Genomic DNA, 18,867 nt, shown 5'->3' with positions numbered 1-18,867 from the left:
GTCGAGCGCCGGGACCGTGCCGAAGCGGCGGCGCAGCCCCTGTAGCCGTACCGCCACGCCGCGCCGGTCGCGGCGGCCTGCGGAAGGGGTGACGACATCGGCGGATCCGGTCATGCGAGCTCCTTGGTGGCGGTCCGGTGCCGACCGCGCCCGACGAGGGACAACAGCAACAGCAGTACGAAGGCGAGCAGCAGCGCCGCCAGCGACACCGCCACCGACATCGTCGCGCTGCTCTTGCCGAGCAGGTTGATGGCCACCTGCAGGTTGACCCGGCTGAGCAGGGACGCGATGGTGAACTCACCGAGCACGAGCGCGACGGTGAGGAACGCGGCGGAGAGCACCGCCGAGCGGATGTTGGGCAGCACCACCCGCCACATCACCGTCAGCCAGCCCGCCCCGAGGCTGCGTGCCGCCTCGGACAGGGTGCGCACGTCGATCGCGGCGAGCCCGGCGTCGAGCGCCCGGTAGGCGTAGGGCAGCACGAGGACGGTGTAGGCGAAGGTGAGGGTGAGCGGGGAGCCGCCGAGGAAGTACGTGACCCAGGCGTACACCGGGGCGAGGCCGACCACCAGCACGATCGCCGGGATGGTCAGCGGGAGCAGGCACAGGAACTCCACCACCCGGTGCAGTCGCGGCAGGCGCAGCCGGACCCAGATCACCGTCGGCACGAGCAGCACCAGCATGAGCAGCACGGTGAGCACGACGAGCCCGAACGAGGCCGCGATGCCGACCGACAGGTCAGGGTAGGTCTCGCTGAGCCGGGGCCAGTCGATCAGCAGCCGCCAGGTCTCCAGCGACAGCGTCCCGCCGGCTCCCCGGGTGGTGAACTCCACCATGGCCAGCAGCGGCAGGAGGAAGAAGGCGCCGAGCCCGGTGAGGATCACCCAGCGCAGGAGGCGTTGCCGGCGGGCCCGCCGGCGGATCACCCCAGCCATCGGGCGGTCCTGCGTTGCAGCAGGGCGTAGAGCCCCATGACCACGGCGACCACCAGCACCATGCCCAGCGCCATCGCCTTGCCGAGATTCTGCTGCCCCAGTACGACCTCGCTGGTGAGCGCGCTGCGGATCTGCAACGGCGCGATCGGACTGCCCTGGCTGACCAGCGCGGCGGCCGTCGCGTACGCCGAGAACGCGTTGGCGAACAGCAGCAGCGTCGACCCGAGGAACGCCGGGGCGAGCAGCGGCCCACCGACCATCCGCCAGTACTGCCAGGTCGAGCCGCCGAGGCTGTCCGCCGCCTCGCGCCACTGCGGACGGACACCGTCCAGGGCGGGCAGGAACACGATGACCATCAGCGGCACCTGGAAGTAGGTGTAGACCAGCGCCAGTCCGGGCAGTTCGAACAGCCACACCCCACCGGCGTAGATGTCGACGCCCAGCCGGTCGCGCAGGAACACCGTGACGAAGCCGCTCAGCCCCAGGGTGGCGATGAACGCGAAGGCGAGGGTCACCCCGCCGAACTGGGCGAGCACTCCGCACGCCGCGCTGACCACCCGCCGCAGCAGCCCGCCCTCGCGGGCCGTGACCAGCGCGTACGCGAGCAGCCCGCCGAGGACCGCACCGATCAGGGCGGTGCCGGCGGACAGCACGATGCTGCGTACGAAGGCGTTAACGACGTAGCCGTCGCCCAGCGCCGTCAGATTGTCCAGCGTGAAGCCGGCGTCATCGCTGGTGAACGCGCCGGCCACCACCACGAGGGTGGGGATGGCGAGGAACACCGCAACGAACGCGAAGAACGGCACTACGCCGAGCAGGCTGCGGCCACGGCGCAGTAGGGCGCCCGGCCGGGGGCGGGTGCGGACCCCGGGCACCTTGGCCGCGGGGTCCGCAGGGTGGGTCAGAGTACTCATCCGACGGTCAGCCGATGGCCTTGGCCCAGTTCGCCGCGAGGTGGTCCTTGGCCTGCGTGGTCTGGGCATCGGTCAGGAACACCGGGGTGCCGGTGAAGGCCGGCAGCTCGCCGTACGCGGTCTGGTCGATGGTCCCGGCCTTCTGCATTGCCTCGGCCCGCACCGGCCGCGCGCCACCCTTGAGCCACAGGTTCTGGCCCTCGTCGGAGTAGAGGAACTCCTGCCACAGCCGGGCTGCGGCGGGGTGCGGAGCGTCGACGTTGATCGCCTGGACGTAGTAGGAGCCGAGCACCGCGTTGGCCGGCACGACGGTCTTCCAGTCGAGCTTGCCCTGCAGCTTCTTGCCCTGCGCGACGTTGAGGTAGTCCCAGTCGATGACCACCGGGGTCTGGCCGGACTCGATCGTGGCCGGGGTCGGATCCACCGGCAGGAAGTTGCCGGCCTTCTTCAGCTGCCCGAAGAAGTCGACGCCCTTGGCGATGTCGTCGGCGGATCCGCCGTTGCCCAGCGCCGCCATGACCACGCCGCTGAACGCCGCGCCGGCCTGCGTCGGGTCGCCGTTGAGCGCGACCTTGCCCTTGTACTCCGGCTTGAGCAGGTCGGTGACGTTCTGCGGGGCGGGCACCTTCGCCGCGTCGTACCCGATGGACATGTAGCCGCCGTAGTCGTTGATCCAGGCGCCGCCTGCCTCCTTCAGCGCGTCCGGCACGTCGTCCCAGGTCGCCACCTTGTAGGGGGCGAACCTCGCCACATTGGCGAGCGCGACGGCGGTGCCGAGGTCGAAGACGTCCGGCGCGGTGGCCTGGCCCTTGAGCTGGTCGGCCGCGTTGATTTCCTCCTGGCTGGAGGCGTCCGGCTGAGCAGAGTTGACCTTGATGCCGTACTTGTCGCTGAAGGTCTTGATGATCTCGCCGTAGTTGGCCCAGTCCGGCGGCAGCGCGATGACGTTCAGCTGCCCCTCCTTCTTCGCCTCGGCGATCAGCTTGTCCATCCCGCCGAAGTCGGCGGCGCTGGTGGCCGTGGCCGCCCCGCTGGACTGCGCGCTCGTGTCCTCCGGCGGCGCGCAGGCGGCCACCACCAGTAGACCTGTGGACGCTGCCACCAGGGCAGCGACGCTGCGGGCAACCGAGATGCGCACGCTTCCTCCTTCTCGTCGACCCGGCACGGGTCGCAACACCGATCTGGCGGTCCGGCGGCTGCCCGCCCGGACCCAGCCGGCACCATGATGCCGGCCTGAGGGAAAGGAAAAAGCGGCCCAGAACAACGCCAAATGAACGTCTCGCGCCGGGCAATCGAATCATCAGCGCCGGCCGGAATCCGGTTGGGTACCAGCTCGGTAGGCTGATGGACGTGTCGCTGGTCGCCGGGATCGCCGGCACTGTCCTCTTCGTCGTCACGTTCCTGGTCGACGGCCTGACCCGGCCCGGGTACGACCCGGTCCGGCACCCGGTCAGCGCCCTGGCGCTCGGCCGCCGCGGCTGGATGCAGACGGCGAACTTCCTCGTCAGTGGCCTGCTCGTCACCGCTGCCGCGCCCGGCCTGCACGCGGCGACGGGCAGCCGCTGGCTGACCGCGTCCGTCGCGGTGTTCGGCCTGGCTCTGGTGGCCTCCGGGGTGTTCCCGATGGACAGGATGCGCGGCTATCCACCCGGCACACCGGACGTCACACCCACCAGCTACAGCCGCCGTCACCAGATTCACGACGTGGCCGGCGCGGTGGTGTTCGGGACCCGGAACGCGGTGGCCAGCAGGTAGGGAAACTCCCGATTCCTTAACCGCGGCCACCCTCTAGGGTCAGTCGCACGGCCACCCGACCGCCTGCGGCCGGACCGGCCCCGAGACGAGGCCGGAGGGCTGCGTTTCCGGTGCCGCTGGCCGGGCCCGGTGGTGGTGCCACGCCGATCCGACGAGGAGTCCTGGTGCGCAAGCTTGTCTCGGCCGTCCTCGTGGCGACGCTGCTGTTCACCGCGACGGCCTGCACCGGCCGCTCGCCGGCCGGCGGGGTCGACGAGGACCCGTACAGCGAGTCCGCGCTGCAATACGGGATGGCGCCCGTACCCCATCCCGACCTGACGTACCAGCCGGACGTGGTCCTGGTCGGCGGCGGCGGCCGCTCGGTCCGGTCGGTCACCGCCGACGGGCTCACCTGGCGGATCGACGGCGACGCGCCCCGCGCCGACGACCTGGCCCCCGGCAAGGTCATGTTCGTCACCGGCCGTGGCGTCGGCCGGGTGCTCGACGTGCAGCGGGAGGGCGGCGACCTGCTCGTCACGATCGGGCCGGTCACCATCACCGACGTGATCCGCGACGGCACCCTCGAGAAGCAGGACATCGCGATCGAGGACCCGGTGGCCTACCAGGCCGGGGAGCCGATCTGGGCGATCCCCGAGGAGGAAGCCGACGCCGCGCTGCCCACCCCGTCCGGCCGGGCCGGCCGCAGCGCACCGCTGGGGCTCGCCCCACTGCCGCCCCGGCCCGCCCAGCCGGCACCGATCCGAGGCGGCGGCGAGGTCAAGTCGGTCGTCGCCAACTTCTCCACCGGCGTCAGCCTCAACAGCGGGGCCGAGGTCAGCTTCAACTACAACCGCAACGGTACGAAGCTGTTCGGGCGGGCCGCGCTCACCTTCGAGCAGCCGAAGGCGGGCTTCTACCTCAGCATCAAGGGCGGCTCCGTGGCCCGGGCGGAGTTGTCGATCAGCGGCGGCTTCGGAGTCCGGTACTCGTTCGAGGCCGGGCTCCAGGACGGGCAGAACATCAAAGCGGTGCTCCCCATCCCGGTGGAGTTCAGCATCCCGATGGGCACCGTGCTCGGCGTACCACTGGCGCTCACCATCAGCCAGACCGTCAAGGTCACCACGGCGTTCGGCGCGAAGCTGGGGACCATCAAGGGCAAGGGCGAGTTCTCGCTGGCCGGATCGCTCGGCTACGGGTACGCCAACGGCACGTTCGGCCCGCAGGTCAGCAAGAACTTCCAGCGCAAGGAGAGCCTGATCAACTCCCTGCGCGGGGTGCCGGTCGGCGTGATGGGCCTACTCATCGAGCACCGGGTCCGGTTCGACGTCGGGTTCAGCGCGTTCGTGCTCAAGGCCGGCCTCTTCTTCGAGGTGTCGACGGCCTACGGGACGACGATGGGGTCGGCGCTGGGGGCACCACTGGCGGTCTGCCGCGGCGTGGGGATCGGCGTCTGGGCCTCGTACGGCGTCGGCTACACGATCCTGGCCCCGGTGGTGAATGTCATCAACAAGTTCCTCAACCTGGTGAAACTCAGTCCGATCAACCCGTCCGGCAAGTTGGGGCCGGCACCGTACCGGATCCACAGCGCGGAGGAGATCATCCCGCCGGGCACCAAGCTCTGCGGCACCCCGAAACCGTCCGCCGACTGACCGGAGAGACATCACGCCCTCCGGGAAACTGTGGACAGCTCAGGCCGGGCCTGATCGGGCGACGGGTGCCGGGGCTGGCGCCAGAGGCGCGGTGCGTAGGTGACCAGGAGCGGGCCGAGGATGGCGAGGATGAGGACGTAGAGGCCGGCGAAGGGCATGATCCGTTCGTCGAGGCCGGCGGTTGCCGCGATGGTGGCCACGATGAGGGCGAACTCGCCACGGCTGAGCAGGGTCAGTCCGATCTCGGCTCCGATCAGGGCGGGCATGTCCTGCAGCCGGGCGGCGATGACGCCGGCGACCAGGTTGACGACGATGGACACGGCCACGGCGATCAGCACCGGGGTGAGTACGCCGCCGAAGCTGCCGGGGTCGAGGGTGAGGCCGAATCCGACGAAGAACACGGCGGCGAAGGTGTCCCGGAGCGGGCCGATGGTCGTTTCGGCTCGGTGCTTGGCGTTGGTGCCGGCGACGATGAGGCCGACCATGAATGCGCCGATCGCGTCGGACACGCCTACTTCCTCGGCCATCCCGGCGATGAAGAGGGTGATCCCGACGAGGCCGACGACGAACAGTTCGGCGGTCTTCTCGTTGACGATGCGGCTGACGATCTTGCTGCCGCGCCGGGCGAGGACGAACAGGCAGACCAGGAACCCGACGGAGACCGCGAAACGGACGACGGAGGCCCACAGGCTCCCGGCGGGGTTGATCACCGCGTTGAGGACGGCGAGGTAGACGGCGAGGAAGACGTCCTCGATCACGATGATCCCGAGGATGAGCGGCGCCTCGGGACGGGCCAGCTTCTTCAGGTCGAACATGAGCTTGGTGACGATCGCCGACGACGAGATCCCGGTGATGCCGGCCACCGCGAGGGCCTCGGGGGCACCCCAGCCGAGCGCGAAGCCGAGCAGTAGCCCGGCCCCGACGTTGAGAGCGATGTAGGCGACACCCGCGGTGACGAGTGTGCGGGCGTTCTGCGCGAACGCGGCGGTGTCGAACTCCAGCCCCAGGTGGAACAGCAGCAGGACGAGCCCGATCACGGCGAGGACGTGCACATCCTCGTAGGCCAGGTGCACGGGCAGGAAGCTGTTCGCGGCGCCGGCGGCGAGCCCCGTGAGGATGTACACCGGCACGGTCGGCAACCCGATCAGTCGGGCGGCGCGCCCGAGGAAGGTCGCCACGACCAGCAACAGCCCCAGCATCATGATCGTCTCGCCCATCCGCACTCCCCATCATTTAGTTAGGTCGAGTCTAACCATTAGTCGATGCTACAGTAATGGCGTGGATGCTGCCATGACCCCCGAAGCCCGCGCCGAACTGGCGGGCCAGATCGCAGCTGATCGGCGCGCCCTGGCACAGGCACTGGCCGCCGGGCGGTTGGTCCCGTTCCTGGATCTCGACCTGACGCTGCACCAACTGAAGGTGGTGCTGCTGGTGGCCAGCGGCATCGCGACAACCGGGCACGAGCTGGCCGGCCATCTGCACGTCACGGCACCGACCGTGTCCGCGACCGTCGAGAAGCTCGTCACACTCGGCTACCTGAGGCGCGACGAGTCCGGCACGGATCGGCGCGTCAAACGCCTGACCGCGACCGGCCGGGCCGCACGGCTGCACGAGGCCGTCGCGGGCCTGCGGGACGAGTCCGATGCGCTGCTCGCACTGCTGTCGCCGGAAGACCTTGCGGCGCTCGCACGTGGCACCCGGGCCCTGCGGGACGCGCTGGCTACTCGTGACGCACCGGACGGGCGCACCGCATGAGTAGACGGCAGGGCGGGTGAGTGCCGTACGCTACGACCTGCTATTACCACAGGCCGTCGCGATCGTTGTCGTGGCGGGTGACCGGGGCCCGGAGGTAACGAGGGTGACGGATGACACGCAGGTCACCGCGTGGGCCCTCGCGGCGGGCCGGGGTGACCGCGACGCCGCGGCTTCCTTCATCCGAGCCACCCAGCAGCAGGTTCGCCGTTTCCTGGCCGCGTTGATCTCCCCGAGCGAGGCGGACGACCTGGCGCAGGACACGTACCTCCGGGCGATGCGGTCGTTGCCGTCGTTCGCCGGCCGGTCGTCGGCCCGGACCTGGCTGCTCGGCATCGCCCGCCGGGTCGCCGTCGACCACGTCCGGGCCGCGACGGCGCGTCCCCGCACCGTGCCGATGCCGGACTCCTACGACGTGGCGGACACGACCCGCAGCGGCTTCGATCGGCAGGTCGCGCTGGAGCAGCTCATCGCGGGGCTGTCGACCGATCGGCGGGAGGCGTTCGTCGCCACCCAGATCCTCGGGCTGTCCTACGCCGAGGCCGCCGAGGTGTGCAACTGCCCGGTCGGCACGATCCGGTCCCGGGTGGCCCGGTCCCGGGAGGACCTGGTCGCCGCCCTCAATGCCCAGCCTGACCTGCGGTCTCGCAACCGAACCGGCACGGCCGGCTGACCTGGCACGTTGCGGCGGCCGCCCGGCCGCTGCCATCGATGCACCTGGCCGGGCTGCTGCGTGCCGCCTGACAACTGGCTCGTCCCGGATGCCTCATCGGACACCGGACCGTCGGCGATCTTCCTGTTGATGCGTCCCGATGGATGGGGTGCCCGCCGACCCCACCGCCGCACACTGGACGTGGAACTGGACGGAACACGTCGAGCAGACACTCGACGTACCCAGCCGCCCTGAGGAGCCACATGCTCACCTCGCAACTGCTCGGTTCCAGTGCAGACCTGCGGAACGTCTCGACCGTGGGGGGCCGGCGGATCAAGGAGCCGGAGTCATCGGACTCGGTCGCCCTCGTCCAGCAGGCGCTGATCGCCACCACCATGTCCCTCCCGGACCATGGCGTCGACGACTGGTTCGGCACGGAGACCGGTAACGCGGTGTCGGCGTACAAGGCCGCGCACGGCCTCTCACCGACCGATCCGGTCGTCGGCACCGGAACGATCACCGCACTCGACACAGAGATCAGCTATCTCGAAGGTGCGCCGTCTCCGCAGGCGCTTCAGAAGCCCGGGGTCCTCGCCCTCGATCCGTTCTTCGCCGGGGTGCTGGAGAACAACCTCGGCGACGTGTCCATCGGGCAGCGCGCGTTGGACTTCTTCGAGCTCAGTGACCGGATCTGCTTCCGCCTGTCGTTCGCCCTGAGTGGTCCGGTGGCGCAATGGATGAGCGAGGAGGTGGTCGAGCCGGTGCTCTTCGCCGATTACCGCGCGAAACAGGCGCCGGTCACCTCGGCTGACTTCTTCGATTCGTCGAAGAGCTCGCGGGACTACGTGGATTTCCTGCTCGTGCAGCATCCGACGCTCGACCCGGTCCGGATCGGCGCGCTGGGCCGGCAGAAGCGGCCCGATATCCTGCGACACCGACCGACCGGCTCCGAGTGGTACGAGCTGAAGCCCGCCAGCATCGCCGGCGCCATCGGCGCGTGGGCCAAGTTCATGGAGATCCCGAAGAACTACGCATCGGTCGGGCTGCCCTACCTGCCGGGCCGAGCGTACGTGCCCACCGAGTTCATTCCGATCGCGACCTTCTTCACGCCTCAGGGCGAACGGCTCCAACTGGTTGCCCAGCTGCGCCGGAAAGCGCCCGGCCTGATCTTCTGGTCGCTCTGTGTCCGCGGCGACTACGTCAGCTACTTCAACCGGGTCAGGATCGCCGCCGGCCTGCTGGCGATGATCGCCCTCCTCGCCGAGCTCGCCGCCGCCGCTGCCGCCACGGCGGCGGCAGCCGAGGCCGCCACGGCGGTCGTCGCCGCCGTGCAGGAGATCGCGGTGGGCCTCGGCGTGACGCTGCCGGCCCTACTGACTCAACCCTAGGAGCGGCAGCGCCCGGCGGGCCGGACCGACGAAGAGGTGGCACGTGCCTGACTACCTGCTGATGCGGGCCGAGGACCACGTGGTGCTCGGCGTGACCTGGTCAGGGCTGGTGGTCTCAGGTTCGGGCGCCGACGGGCTGCCCGTGCTGGAGGCGCTGGACGGCGCCTGGTTGGTCCTGACCTTCCCACCCCAGCACCTTGCGGAGGAGACGTCTCCCCGTGGTTCCGCCGCGCCGCTAACCCTGCCGGTGGGACCGGGCGGGGGCGCGGTGCCGGTGTGGCGGGCGGTCCTGTCGGGACCGAGCCGGCTGGCCTTCGACCTGGCGCCCGGCACCCGACTCGTCCCGACGGTCGAGGGGGTCCTGGGCGTGCTGAGCCGCCGACAACTCCGCCACCGCTCCGGCGGCACGCCAGGGCCCGGCGACACCGCGGTCGAGTTGCCCTGGCGGCTGATCCTGTCGCCGCAGGGTCCGGCAGCCAGCAGGGTGGTGTCCGTACACCCGTCGCGTCCGATGCCGGACGAGGCGGGCCTGTGGCGCAGCCGGATCGTCGTGGAGCCGGGCGGGCCGCGCGGCGAGTCCGGCGGCACCGGTCCCGAGCCGCACGGGACCGGCCACGAACTCGACCTGTTCGCGGTAGACCGCGGCCTGGCGGCAGCCGACGACCCGGCGGGCTTCACGGTCCCGCTCGGACGGGATGACCGGGTGAGCATCAGCATCGAGGCCGCGCGCCGCCCGGCCCGGGCCCGCCGACTCGAGCTGAGCGCGTTGGGTGGCACCCTGGTCGCCCGGGGCGTGTGGGAGAACTACCTGTGGGAGCACCATGCGGTGCTGGGGCGGGACATGTCGGTGCGGACCCTGGCCACGGGGAGGCTCTACCCACTTGGCCATCGGGCGGAGTACCAGCAGTTCACCGAGCGCCGCTTCGATCCTGACGCGGCCGGCGCGGCGGTGTTGCGCCAGCTCCACGTCCTGACCGTCACCGAGCCGGTCCGCGGCGCGCCCACCGACGGGCCCGCCTACCGCGCCTTCCCGTTCGACCGGGCGGAGATCGTCACGCGGTCGTATCCGGACCTTGAACCGGCGGCGTGGCAGAGCCGCCCCGTTCCGGGCCTGGGGCCCACGCCCACGCACTTCTGGCCGACCTCCCGCGCCGGCCAGCGGGTCCTGTTCCCGATCCGCTGTGCCACACCAGACGGCGACATCACGTTCCACCTGCCACTGATCTTCGTACGGGACTGGTCGCCGGCGTACTCATCGCTCACCGACCCCGGCTTGGCGCAGCAGTTGCACGCCGAGTACGGCCGTAGCAGCGTTGCGGTACCGGGCCAGCGCATCAACCTGGCTGGTTCGGCGAGCCGCCACGCCGGCGACGTGCACGAGGTGCACCGCCTCACCATCGAAGGCAGCCTGCACTCGACGGGCTACCGTCCACGGCTGCATACCCTGGACATCGCGCTGCCGGCGCTGCGATCGCTGCTGAACGACGAGCGGGCCCGGCCGGTCCGGTTCGCCGGGCGGTATCTGGAGCGCGGCGAGGTCGAGGATGTCCTGCTGGAGCTTGCCGGCGACCCGATAGACGTGACGTTCGTCGGTCGGGCCGACCGCTCGGGCGGCCTGGTGGCACCCCGCTACCTCGCGAACGCGATATCCCGCACGCTCGGGCCGGTCAACCGCCACGCCCTGCCGGGTACGGCACCCGGGCCGATCGACCCGGCCACCCTGTTCCCGGCTGACGCGACGCTGCTCGGCTTCCGGCTGAGCGAGCTGGTCACCCAGCTCAGCCGCGTACCGCAACTGACCGCGCAACTTCGGTCCGGCCGGCCACCCCTGGTGCAGATGGTCTGGACCGACGTACGGCTCCAGTCGCGCGGCCCGTTCGAGGCCACGGCAGACAGCCGGCTGCGGCTGGTGGTGACCCACTCGGACACCGGGACCGAGACCACCTGCACGATCACCGGGTTCGCCCTGCGGTTCCCGGTCACCCGGCCGCTGCTGCGGCTGCGCTTCACGGAGCTGTCCTGCACCCAGCGCGGCGGTGAACCACCACGGGTCACGGTCGGCGACGTGAACGCCGAGTTCCTCGGGGATCTGCAACTGCTGGAGGAACTCCAGAACCACGTACGGCTGGCGGGCCTCATGCCGCGGATCGACGCCACCTCCAAGGGGGTGGAGGCGCGCTACTGCCTGCCGCTGCCGCCGGTGTCGGCCGGCGCGTTCGTGATGAAGAACGTGGTGGTCAGCGCGGGCATAACGGTTCCCTTCGACGGGCGGCCCGTCTCCGTTGCGCTGGGGTTCGCCAGTCGGGCGAACCCGTTTGCGCTGACCGTGTTGGCGTTCGGCGGCGGGGGCTACCTCGAGCTTCTCGTCGACCACCGCGGCCTGCGTCGGCTTGAGGCGGCGCTGGAGTTCGGCGCGCTGATCGAGGTCGACTTCCTGGTGGCCCGGGCCGAGGTGCACGCGCTCGGCGGGATCAGCTTCGTGCTGGACGAACGCGACGGCTCGGTCGTACTCACCGGATACCTGCGCATCGGCGGCTGTGTGCAGATCCTCGGCCTGCTGTCCGTGTCGGTCGAGTTGACCATCGCGATGACCTACCGGTCGGCCACCAAGGCGCTGGTCGGCCGGGCCACGCTGGTCCTCGAGATCGACCTGTGGCTCTGGTCGGAGAGCGTCGAACTCGACACCGGCGAATGGGTGCTGGCTGGTGGGGGTGCCACCCGACGTGCCGCGTTCGCCGATACCGCGGCACCGGCGCTCTACGCCGCACTGCAGTTCCCGGCCGACCGTGAACGGCCCGCCGATGTCCAGACCGACGACGACGGGCTGCAGCGCTGGCGGGAGTACCGGGCCGCGTTCGCGCACCAGCCTTTCGGAGGTACGCCATGAGCGCCGGCGAGCTGCTGGTCAGCGTCGCGCTGCCCGGCTCGGCCGGCCGGTTGGCCTGGAGCCCGGACGGACGCCGGATAGCGGTCGGCGGTGCGAAGCGGACGGCGGTCGTGGAGGTCGACACCGGCGGTCCGGGCTGGCAGGTGCCGGAGTGGGAAACCGTCCGGTCGTTGGAGTTCAGCCCTGATGGTGGCCGGTTGGCCGTCTTCGCCTCCGCATCGGACTCGAGGCACCGCCTCCGGATGCTGGACGCCGCGTCCGGTCACGAAATCTGGCAACGCCCCCACTCCTCACCGGACACGACGCCGTCCGGCGGCGACATGGAGGAGAACCCGGTGGGAACCCTGATCGGCCTCGGGCTCGCTGCGGCCATCGTAGCGCCGGCGATCGACGCCTCCCTCAACCGCCTCGCCGGGCTGGAATTCAGTCCCGACGGGCGGCTGCTGGGTTTCGCCGGCCTGGTGCTGGACGCCCGGGACGGCAACGAACGGATTCGCCTGCCGCCCGACGTACCGGCCGAATCCGACGGCATCTGGCTCTCTGGCTATCCCCCCGCGCCGGCGTTCAGCGCGGACTCCGGCTGGCTGGCGACCGGCTCGGGCGGGGTGGCGAAGGTCATCGACACCTCGTCTGGGCAGGTGCGATGGTCGGCGCCGGCCCCCGACCGGATCACCATGATCGATTTCGACGAGCACAGCCGTCGGTTGGTCGTGGTGTGCCACCCCCGCTCGCGGGTGCTGGTCCTGAACGCCAGCAGCGGCGAGGAGCACAGCAACGCACCGCTCGGTCCGCCGATCGGCAGCGGGGTCCCGTTATTCAGTCAAATCCCACCCCGCTATCTGCTGTCCCCCGATCGGCGGCTGCTGGCCGTCTACAACTGGTCCAGGATCGGCGTGTTCACCATCGCCGACGGCGTCCGGCGCTTCCAGCCGCACAGCTGGCCGCCCGGCTTTGCTCGTCCGGTTCGGGCCCGGTTCAGCCCGGCCGGCAACCTCATCGCGGTCAACCGATCCGCGACCGGCGACTCCGGACGAGGGGTCATGTTGATCCACGCCCACTCCGGCGCCACGGTGTGGGAGACCAGCGAAGCGGCCGTCGACGACGTGGCCTTCAGCCCGGACGGAGACCGGCTGGCCGTCGCCAGCGGCAGCTCCCTGCGGGTGTACGACACCGGTCTGGAGCGGTTCCGGTGGCGACACCAGGGCCAGGTGGAGCGGGTCGCGGCGACCTCGGCCGGGATCCGGCTGGTCGCCTCGGCGGGCACGGACCAGAAGGTGACCATCCTCCACGCCGACAGCGGCGAGCCGTTGCGGGAATGGTCCCACAGCACCAGCGTCAACTCGATCGCGTTCAGCCCCGACGGCCAGCACCTCGCCACCGGCAGCAAGGACGGCGGTGCTCGCCTCTACCAGACGGTGTCGGGGCATCGGCGGTGGCAGGTGGCCCATGGCCGCTCGGTGAACACGGTCGCGTTCATCCCGCCGGACGGTGCCGGGGTGGTCACCGCCAGCGGCGACAAGACCGCCCGGCGGCTCCGGCTGGACACCGGGGAGGAGCAGTGGCAGCTCGCGCACCCGCAGCCGGTCACCCAGATCGCGGTGAGTCCGGACGGACTGAGGGTCGCCACCGCCTGCGCGGACCGGTCCACCCGGCTTGTCGATGCGGTGACCGGCACCGAACTGTTCCGCCAGGCCCACGAGACCGAGGCCCGCGCGCTCGCCTTCGGCCCAGCGGGTCACGGCGACTCGCTGCTGGCGATCGCGGCGGACGTCACGGTGCTGCTGGCCGCCGGCCGCACCGGCGCGGAGCTGCACCGGGTCATCCACCGGACCTCCGTCACCGCGGTCGCGGTCAGCCCCGACGGGGCGTTGTTGGCCACCGGCACCGGCGGCTTCGACCGGACCGTACGCCTCTACGACCTCACGGCCGCCGAGCCGGCCCTGCGGTTCGAGCGCGAACTCCTGGCGCCGGTCAATCGGCTGGTCTTCAACCCGGTCAGCCGGCGTCTCGTCGTACTCACCGAGAACGAGGTCAAGCTGCTCGACCCGGACGGCGGGATCGAGGTGGCCCGGATCGTCCACAGCGCACGGATGACCGACGTCGCGGTGAGTCCTGATGGCGCCTTCGTCGTCGTCGCCGGCGCCGACGGGCTCACCCGTGCCTTCGCCGGAGAATGACGATGAGCGAACTGGTGTGGATTGCCGTGCCGGGCGGGCTGGCATCCGGCGGCACGGCGCTGGTCCGAATCATGGTGGTGCCGCGCCTTGCCGCCGGCACCCTCGCCGACTTCGACCTGACCGACTGGCCGGACACACTGCGCACCACCTCGTTTCTGCTGGACGTCAAGTCGGGTGACCAGATCTGGACCGCGCAGACCGCGCCGACCTATCGCCCGCTGGCCCGCAGCGAGGTCTGGCGCGCGTTCTTCGGCGGCGAGGCGGGGAACATCGAGCAGTGGCGGCAACCGAGCCAGCCCACGCCGCAGGTGGGTCGGAGCTATCCGGACGCCAGCCGGGTCGCGGGGGCGTACCGCCGTGCCTCGGTCGATGTGATCCGGCCGGCAGCGCAACCGGAGCAGGTCGTCCGGCGGGAGATCGAGCGGTGGGACGTGCCGGCAGCGGCGCCCGCCGCACCGCCGGTGGAGCAGCCGCTGGCGCCGCTGCCGGTGCCGCCCGACTTTCACCGCGCCGTCGCGATGCTGCGGGAACATCCCGCCGTACTGCGCGACCTCGGGTTGATCATCGAGCTCACCGTCCGGGTGGCCGACCTGAGCGTCGGCGACCCGGCCGCCCGCCAGCTACGGGTCCGCCCGGCGGGATCGCTCAGCTCGCTGGTCCGCTCGCCGTGGACGGCGTACGAGCTGGCCGGTGGCGAGTTCTGGCCAGCCACCGCCGCCGGTGCCCGGATGAGGATGCGGAACGGCATGCTGGATCTCGAAGGCGCCGGTCCCGTGCCGCCGGCGCCCCCAACCGGCGCCGACGAACAACCGGAGCCATCGTGGGCGGTCACCACTGTGGACGTCGACGGTGCGGTCCGGTCGCTGCGGGACGCGGCGCGGGCACTGCGCGCCGGCGGCCCCGACCGACCCGCCATGCCGGGCGTACGTTCGGCGGGCCTGCTGCTGCTCCGGCCACGCCGGCAGGACGACTTCGACCACCGGCTCAACGCCGCGGCCGGGCGGGCCCGCACCAGCCCGGAGTCCGCCGAGCTGACGGCCGAGGATCTGATCCTCGGTTACCGCGTCGACATCCGTACCGGGGACGGGCCGTGGCGGTCGCTGTGCGAGCGTCTCGCCAGCTACCGCGTGCGCGACCCGGCCGACGGCGGCAGGATCCTGCTCGGCGGTGACGGCTGGTTTCCCGAAGAAGGGCATGTGAAGCCGTTCCCGGCGGTCAGAACGCCGGACGGGTCCCTGCACGCCGACGAGGTCGTCGTACGTTGGGACGGCTGGAGCCTGGCTCTGCCGCCGGTCGACCTGCTCGGCCGCACCGCCGGTCCGGACCGCACCGGGCGGATGGACCTGCCGTACGAGTTCGAGTGGGACTACCGCATCCCGCCCGGCCGGCTCCCCAAACTGCGGTACGCGACCCGCTACCAGATGCGGGTACGCCTGGTCGACATCGCCGGTGGTGGGCCAGAGCTGGCGACGGACGGCGTCGGCGCCAGCGACACCATCCTCTACACCCGGCACGATCCGGTTCCCCCACCGGTGCTGGACGGGGGCGGCGGGCCGGCGCCCGGTGCCGCGGTCGACCGGCTGGTCATCCGGAGCGACCACGGCGTCAGCGTGACGGAGCTGCATGCCGCCCATCCCGGCTACCCGGACTTCGAGCAGCGCCGCATCGAACCGCCGCTGGCACCGTTCGTCCTCGTCGAACAGCACGGCATGTTCGATCCGCCGGCGTCCGACGCGCAGACCTGGCGCTGGGCCCGCCGTGCCCTAACGGCCGAGCCGGGCGAGGACGTGCTGCCCGACCCGGCGGCCAGTGGCATCAACGCCTACCTACCGGTCCAGCCGGGGGTCGCGGCCCAGCGCGGCGAGCGGGCCGGGTGGCCGGCCTGGCCCGAGGTGGCCTCGAAACTGATCGTGCTCTCCGAAGCAGCCGACTCGGACCCACCGATCTCGTTTCGCTGGGAGGCCGACGGTACCCGGCTCAATGTGCGGCTGGCCAAGGCACAGCAGGTCACCATCGAGCTGTCCTCCACGATCCGGGACGGTTACCTGGACCACTTCCCCCTCTTCGCGTGGCTCACCGAAGACCTCGGGACCCCGCAGGAGCGGCGCCTGGCGACCCTCGCCACGCTCGAAGGCCGGAACCCGGTGCTGTCGCCGGTCCGCCGCGTACATCTCGTGCACGCGGTCCGTAAACCGCTCACCGAACCACGGTGGCTGCCCCCGCAGGTCAACCGCTCCGAGGGCGGCACCACCGCGGTCCTGGACGCCGCGTTCACCGGCGACGGACTGGACACCGACAGCACCGGCGGGTTGGAGGTGGCGGCCAGCTGGCAGGAGTGGTCCGACACCGGGGTCACGCCGGTAGCTGCCGACCACCTGCACAGCCAGGCGATCGACCGGTCGGCCACGCCGACGCTGCGGTTCCGGCACGAGTTCGGCGACACCAGGCACCGCCGGATCACCTACACGCTGACCGCCGTCAGCCGGTTCCGGCACGACTTCGACCCGGACGAGCCGGCCAGTGCCTTCCAGGTCCGTCGGGAACAAGGCGAGGTGATCATTCCCGCCACGGCCAGGCCGCCAGCTCCCACAGTGTTGGCGACGGCACCGGCCTTCCGGTGGCGGACCCAGCTGACCGAGACCCGGATCGTGCGGGTCCGCACCACGCGGCTGCGGGTGGAGCTGGCCCGTCCGTGGTTCCAGACCGGGGCGGATGAGCAGCTTGCGGTGATCGTCGCCGCCGAGGAACCGCCGGCCGCACCGGTCACCGAGCACCTCACCCAACTGGGACGCGATCCGGTCCTGGCCGCCCCCGCCGTGCCGACGTACCCGACCGCGGCGTGGTTCGCCGGATTCGCCGGCGACATCGCCCGCGAACTGCCGGCCGGCCTCGACCACCAGGTTGCGGTCCTGCCCTACCCGGTGACCGATGCCGGCGACCGGTGGTACGCCGACATCGACGTCTCACCCGCCGCGCGATCCTATGCGCCGTTCGTGCGGCTGGCGGTCGCGCGCTTCCAGCGGCACAGCCTTGCCAACCTGAGCCTGTCCCCGATCGTCCGCGCCGACGACACCGTCCGGTTGCTACCCGAGCGGCAGCTGGTCGTAGAGCCCGACGGTGCCGCACTCCGGGTGTCCCTGCTGGGCGCCGGCCCGCACCCGCGAAATCGGGTCGAGGCGGTGCTCGAAAGCATCGACCTGCCGCCCGGGACCGCCCCGGACGTGACCGACCTGATCGACGTCAACGGCGGTGCCGACCTGCCGGCTTGGCGGGTGGTGCCCGGTCATCGCGCCGTGGGCGACCAGCACGCGACGCTCATCGTGCCGCTGCCCGCGACCGCCGGTCCGCTCCGGCTGCGGGTACGGGAAAGCGAACGACTCGACACCGTCGCCGACCCCTCCCTCCCGCCCGAGCTGCGGGAACGGACGGTGTTCATCGACATGGTGGCAATACCACCCGGGTGGCGACCGGCCTGACGTGGGCGGCAGGGGCGGGGCCAGGACGTCGACGTCACCCCCTGAGGGCGGGTGGAACCGATGGAGGCACTGTCGCGTCTCAAGGAGGTGATGCCCCGACCTCGGCTTGCCTCGGTGTTGGTGTGGGCCTCCCTGACGGCCCTGACACCGGCATGCGGGGCCAGCACTGAACCGTCGACTGCGGAAGCGGGCGGCATCTCCGAGACTGGACCGACCACGTCGGCCGAGCCGAGCGGACATGGCGATGCTGCTGTCTGGTTTCTCGGGCCGGGCCAGAGCCTTCAGGAATCCTCGACGACGTTCACCGCCCTGGTCTCGCGACTAGCTTGCAACTCCGGGGTCACGGGGCAGGTCCTGGCGCCGGAGATTCGGATGAGCGATTCTGAGGTCGTCGTGACTTTCCTCGTCGCGCCGAAGCAGCCCGGTCCGGCGACATGCCCCACCAACGATCAGGTTTCCTACGAGGTCGATCTGGGTGAGCCGCTGCGGGGCAGGACGCTCGTTGACGGCCAGTGCCTGTCTGGCCGGGAAGCGGCAACCACCTCCTTCTGCACCCCTGCCTCGGCCCGTTTCAGGCCGTGATGCCCATCGGGGCGTTTCCACCTGGCGTCCCCTCAACGGCCATCCCACCGGTCGTACCGGATGCCGCCATCCATCGAGCCGTCGAGCAGGCTCTCGATTTCGGCGAGGAACTCGGCCGGGTCATCGCCTCGGTCCTCCTGCCGGGCGCGCAGGAACTCCGGCGACCGCAGCGCCGTCTGATACTGCTCGGCTACGATCCGGGCCGCCGGCCCGTCGCCGGAGCGCAGCAGCCAGGGGATCACTTCCATCGCGCACCGCCCCTGGGCCACCAGCAGCTCGGCGGATCGCTGTCGCGCGACGTGGCTCGCCAGTTCGTCCAGCAGTGATCTGACGATCGGCAGGCCGTCGGCTCCCTGGTTCATCCCGGCTGCTGCCATGGCCCAGCAGGCCAGGCCGTACTCCGCCCGCACCCCGGGCAGGTCGAGGAAGTTCACGACGAACGCCGACAACGGCTCACGAAGCCGCATGGCCTCGGGGAGTTGCTCGTGCGAGCAGTACCACTGGGCGAGGTAGTTGGCCACCTCGGCGAGCCGAACGGCCGATCCACCGGGCCAGGTCCGGTCGGCCGTGGCCAGCGCGGTCAGCAGGTGTGCCCGCAGTCGGCCGGTGATCTCGGCCGGCTCGGTCGCCCGGTCGAGCAGGACGCAGCCGGCGAGCAGCAGCCACGAGGCCGGTTCCGGATCGGGGTTCCGGTCCGCGTCGAGCAGCTGCGTCACGGCGT

At 71.1% G+C, this 18,867-nt stretch carries 14 protein-coding genes; 9 read left to right on the top strand and 5 right to left on the bottom strand.

The features are described from left to right. Positions 1–110: 110 nt before the first annotated feature. Genes AB0M52_RS13130 through AB0M52_RS13120 form a run of 3 tightly spaced genes read right to left on the bottom strand, consistent with a single transcriptional unit; the run spans position 111 to position 2,987 of the window. Complete coding sequence (locus AB0M52_RS13130) at positions 111–935, bottom strand: ABC transporter permease subunit (RefSeq protein WP_363952814.1); 825 nt, start codon at positions 933–935, stop codon at positions 111–113. Then, entirely contained in the window at positions 923–1,849 is a 927-nt protein-coding gene (locus tag AB0M52_RS13125) for an ABC transporter permease (protein WP_363952812.1), read from the bottom strand. The genes AB0M52_RS13130 and AB0M52_RS13125 overlap by 13 nt, the downstream gene beginning before the upstream one ends. Before the next feature lie 7 nt (positions 1,850–1,856). Further along, positions 1,857–2,987 (bottom strand): ABC transporter substrate-binding protein, encoded by a 1,131-nt coding sequence (locus tag AB0M52_RS13120; protein ID WP_363952810.1) that lies wholly within the window; start codon positions 2,985–2,987, stop codon positions 1,857–1,859. 212 nt (positions 2,988–3,199) lie between these two features. Between AB0M52_RS13120 and AB0M52_RS13115 the strand changes: the two genes are divergently transcribed. Together AB0M52_RS13115 and AB0M52_RS13110 are read left to right on the top strand one after the other, a co-directional pair. Then, a complete protein-coding gene (locus AB0M52_RS13115) occupies positions 3,200–3,604 on the top strand; it encodes a DUF998 domain-containing protein (protein WP_363952808.1) in 405 nt (134 codons plus the stop codon). A gap of 164 nt (positions 3,605–3,768) precedes the next feature. Next, positions 3,769–5,232 carry a hypothetical protein gene (locus AB0M52_RS13110; protein WP_363952806.1) on the top strand — a complete coding sequence of 488 codons (1,464 nt, stop codon included), beginning with the start codon at positions 3,769–3,771 and terminating at the stop codon, positions 5,230–5,232. An 11-nt stretch (positions 5,233–5,243) separates the two neighbouring features. On the opposite strand, the gene AB0M52_RS13105 is transcribed toward AB0M52_RS13110, so the two are convergent. Continuing rightward, complete coding sequence (locus tag AB0M52_RS13105; protein ID WP_363952804.1) at positions 5,244–6,449, bottom strand: cation:proton antiporter; 1,206 nt, start codon at positions 6,447–6,449, stop codon at positions 5,244–5,246. Between the two features lie 61 nt (positions 6,450–6,510). On the opposite strand from AB0M52_RS13105, the gene AB0M52_RS13100 reads away from it, so the two are divergent. From AB0M52_RS13100 to AB0M52_RS13070, 7 genes are all read left to right on the top strand, one after another. Beyond that, entirely contained in the window at positions 6,511–6,987 is a 477-nt protein-coding gene (locus tag AB0M52_RS13100; protein ID WP_363952802.1) for a MarR family transcriptional regulator, read from the top strand. A 103-nt stretch (positions 6,988–7,090) separates the two neighbouring features. Continuing rightward, positions 7,091–7,657: a sigma-70 family RNA polymerase sigma factor gene (locus AB0M52_RS13095; protein ID WP_363952800.1), complete on the top strand. Its 567-nt coding sequence runs from the start codon at positions 7,091–7,093 to the stop codon at positions 7,655–7,657. A 242-nt stretch (positions 7,658–7,899) separates the two neighbouring features. Further along, positions 7,900–9,024: a peptidoglycan-binding protein gene (locus AB0M52_RS13090; protein WP_363952798.1), complete on the top strand. Its 1,125-nt coding sequence runs from the start codon at positions 7,900–7,902 to the stop codon at positions 9,022–9,024. A 43-nt stretch (positions 9,025–9,067) separates the two neighbouring features. Beyond that, on the top strand, positions 9,068–11,911 hold the full coding sequence (locus AB0M52_RS13085; protein ID WP_363952796.1) for a hypothetical protein: 2,844 nt from the start codon (positions 9,068–9,070) through the stop codon (positions 11,909–11,911). Continuing rightward, positions 11,908–14,088, top strand: a complete 2,181-nt coding sequence (locus AB0M52_RS13080; protein ID WP_363952794.1) for a WD40 repeat domain-containing protein — start codon at positions 11,908–11,910, stop codon at positions 14,086–14,088. Before AB0M52_RS13085 ends, AB0M52_RS13080 begins: the two co-directional genes overlap by 4 nt. Before the next feature lie 2 nt (positions 14,089–14,090). Beyond that, positions 14,091–17,564 carry a hypothetical protein gene (locus tag AB0M52_RS13075; RefSeq protein WP_363952792.1) on the top strand — a complete coding sequence of 1,158 codons (3,474 nt, stop codon included), beginning with the start codon at positions 14,091–14,093 and terminating at the stop codon, positions 17,562–17,564. Positions 17,565–17,624: 60 nt separating this feature from the next. Next, positions 17,625–18,146: a hypothetical protein gene (locus tag AB0M52_RS13070; protein WP_363952790.1), complete on the top strand. Its 522-nt coding sequence runs from the start codon at positions 17,625–17,627 to the stop codon at positions 18,144–18,146. 32 nt (positions 18,147–18,178) lie between these two features. On the opposite strand, the gene AB0M52_RS13065 is transcribed toward AB0M52_RS13070, so the two are convergent. Continuing rightward, on the bottom strand, positions 18,179–18,867 hold a 689-nt coding region (locus AB0M52_RS13065), incomplete at its 5' end, for a hypothetical protein (RefSeq protein ID WP_363952788.1).

Source organism: Micromonospora sp. NPDC051296 (genome assembly GCF_040682255.1).
In the GTDB taxonomy this organism is placed as follows: domain Bacteria; phylum Actinomycetota; class Actinomycetes; order Mycobacteriales; family Micromonosporaceae; genus Micromonospora; species Micromonospora craterilacus.
Note: the sequence above shows the minus strand (reverse complement) of the source record. Positions and strands in the feature narration are given on the sequence as shown.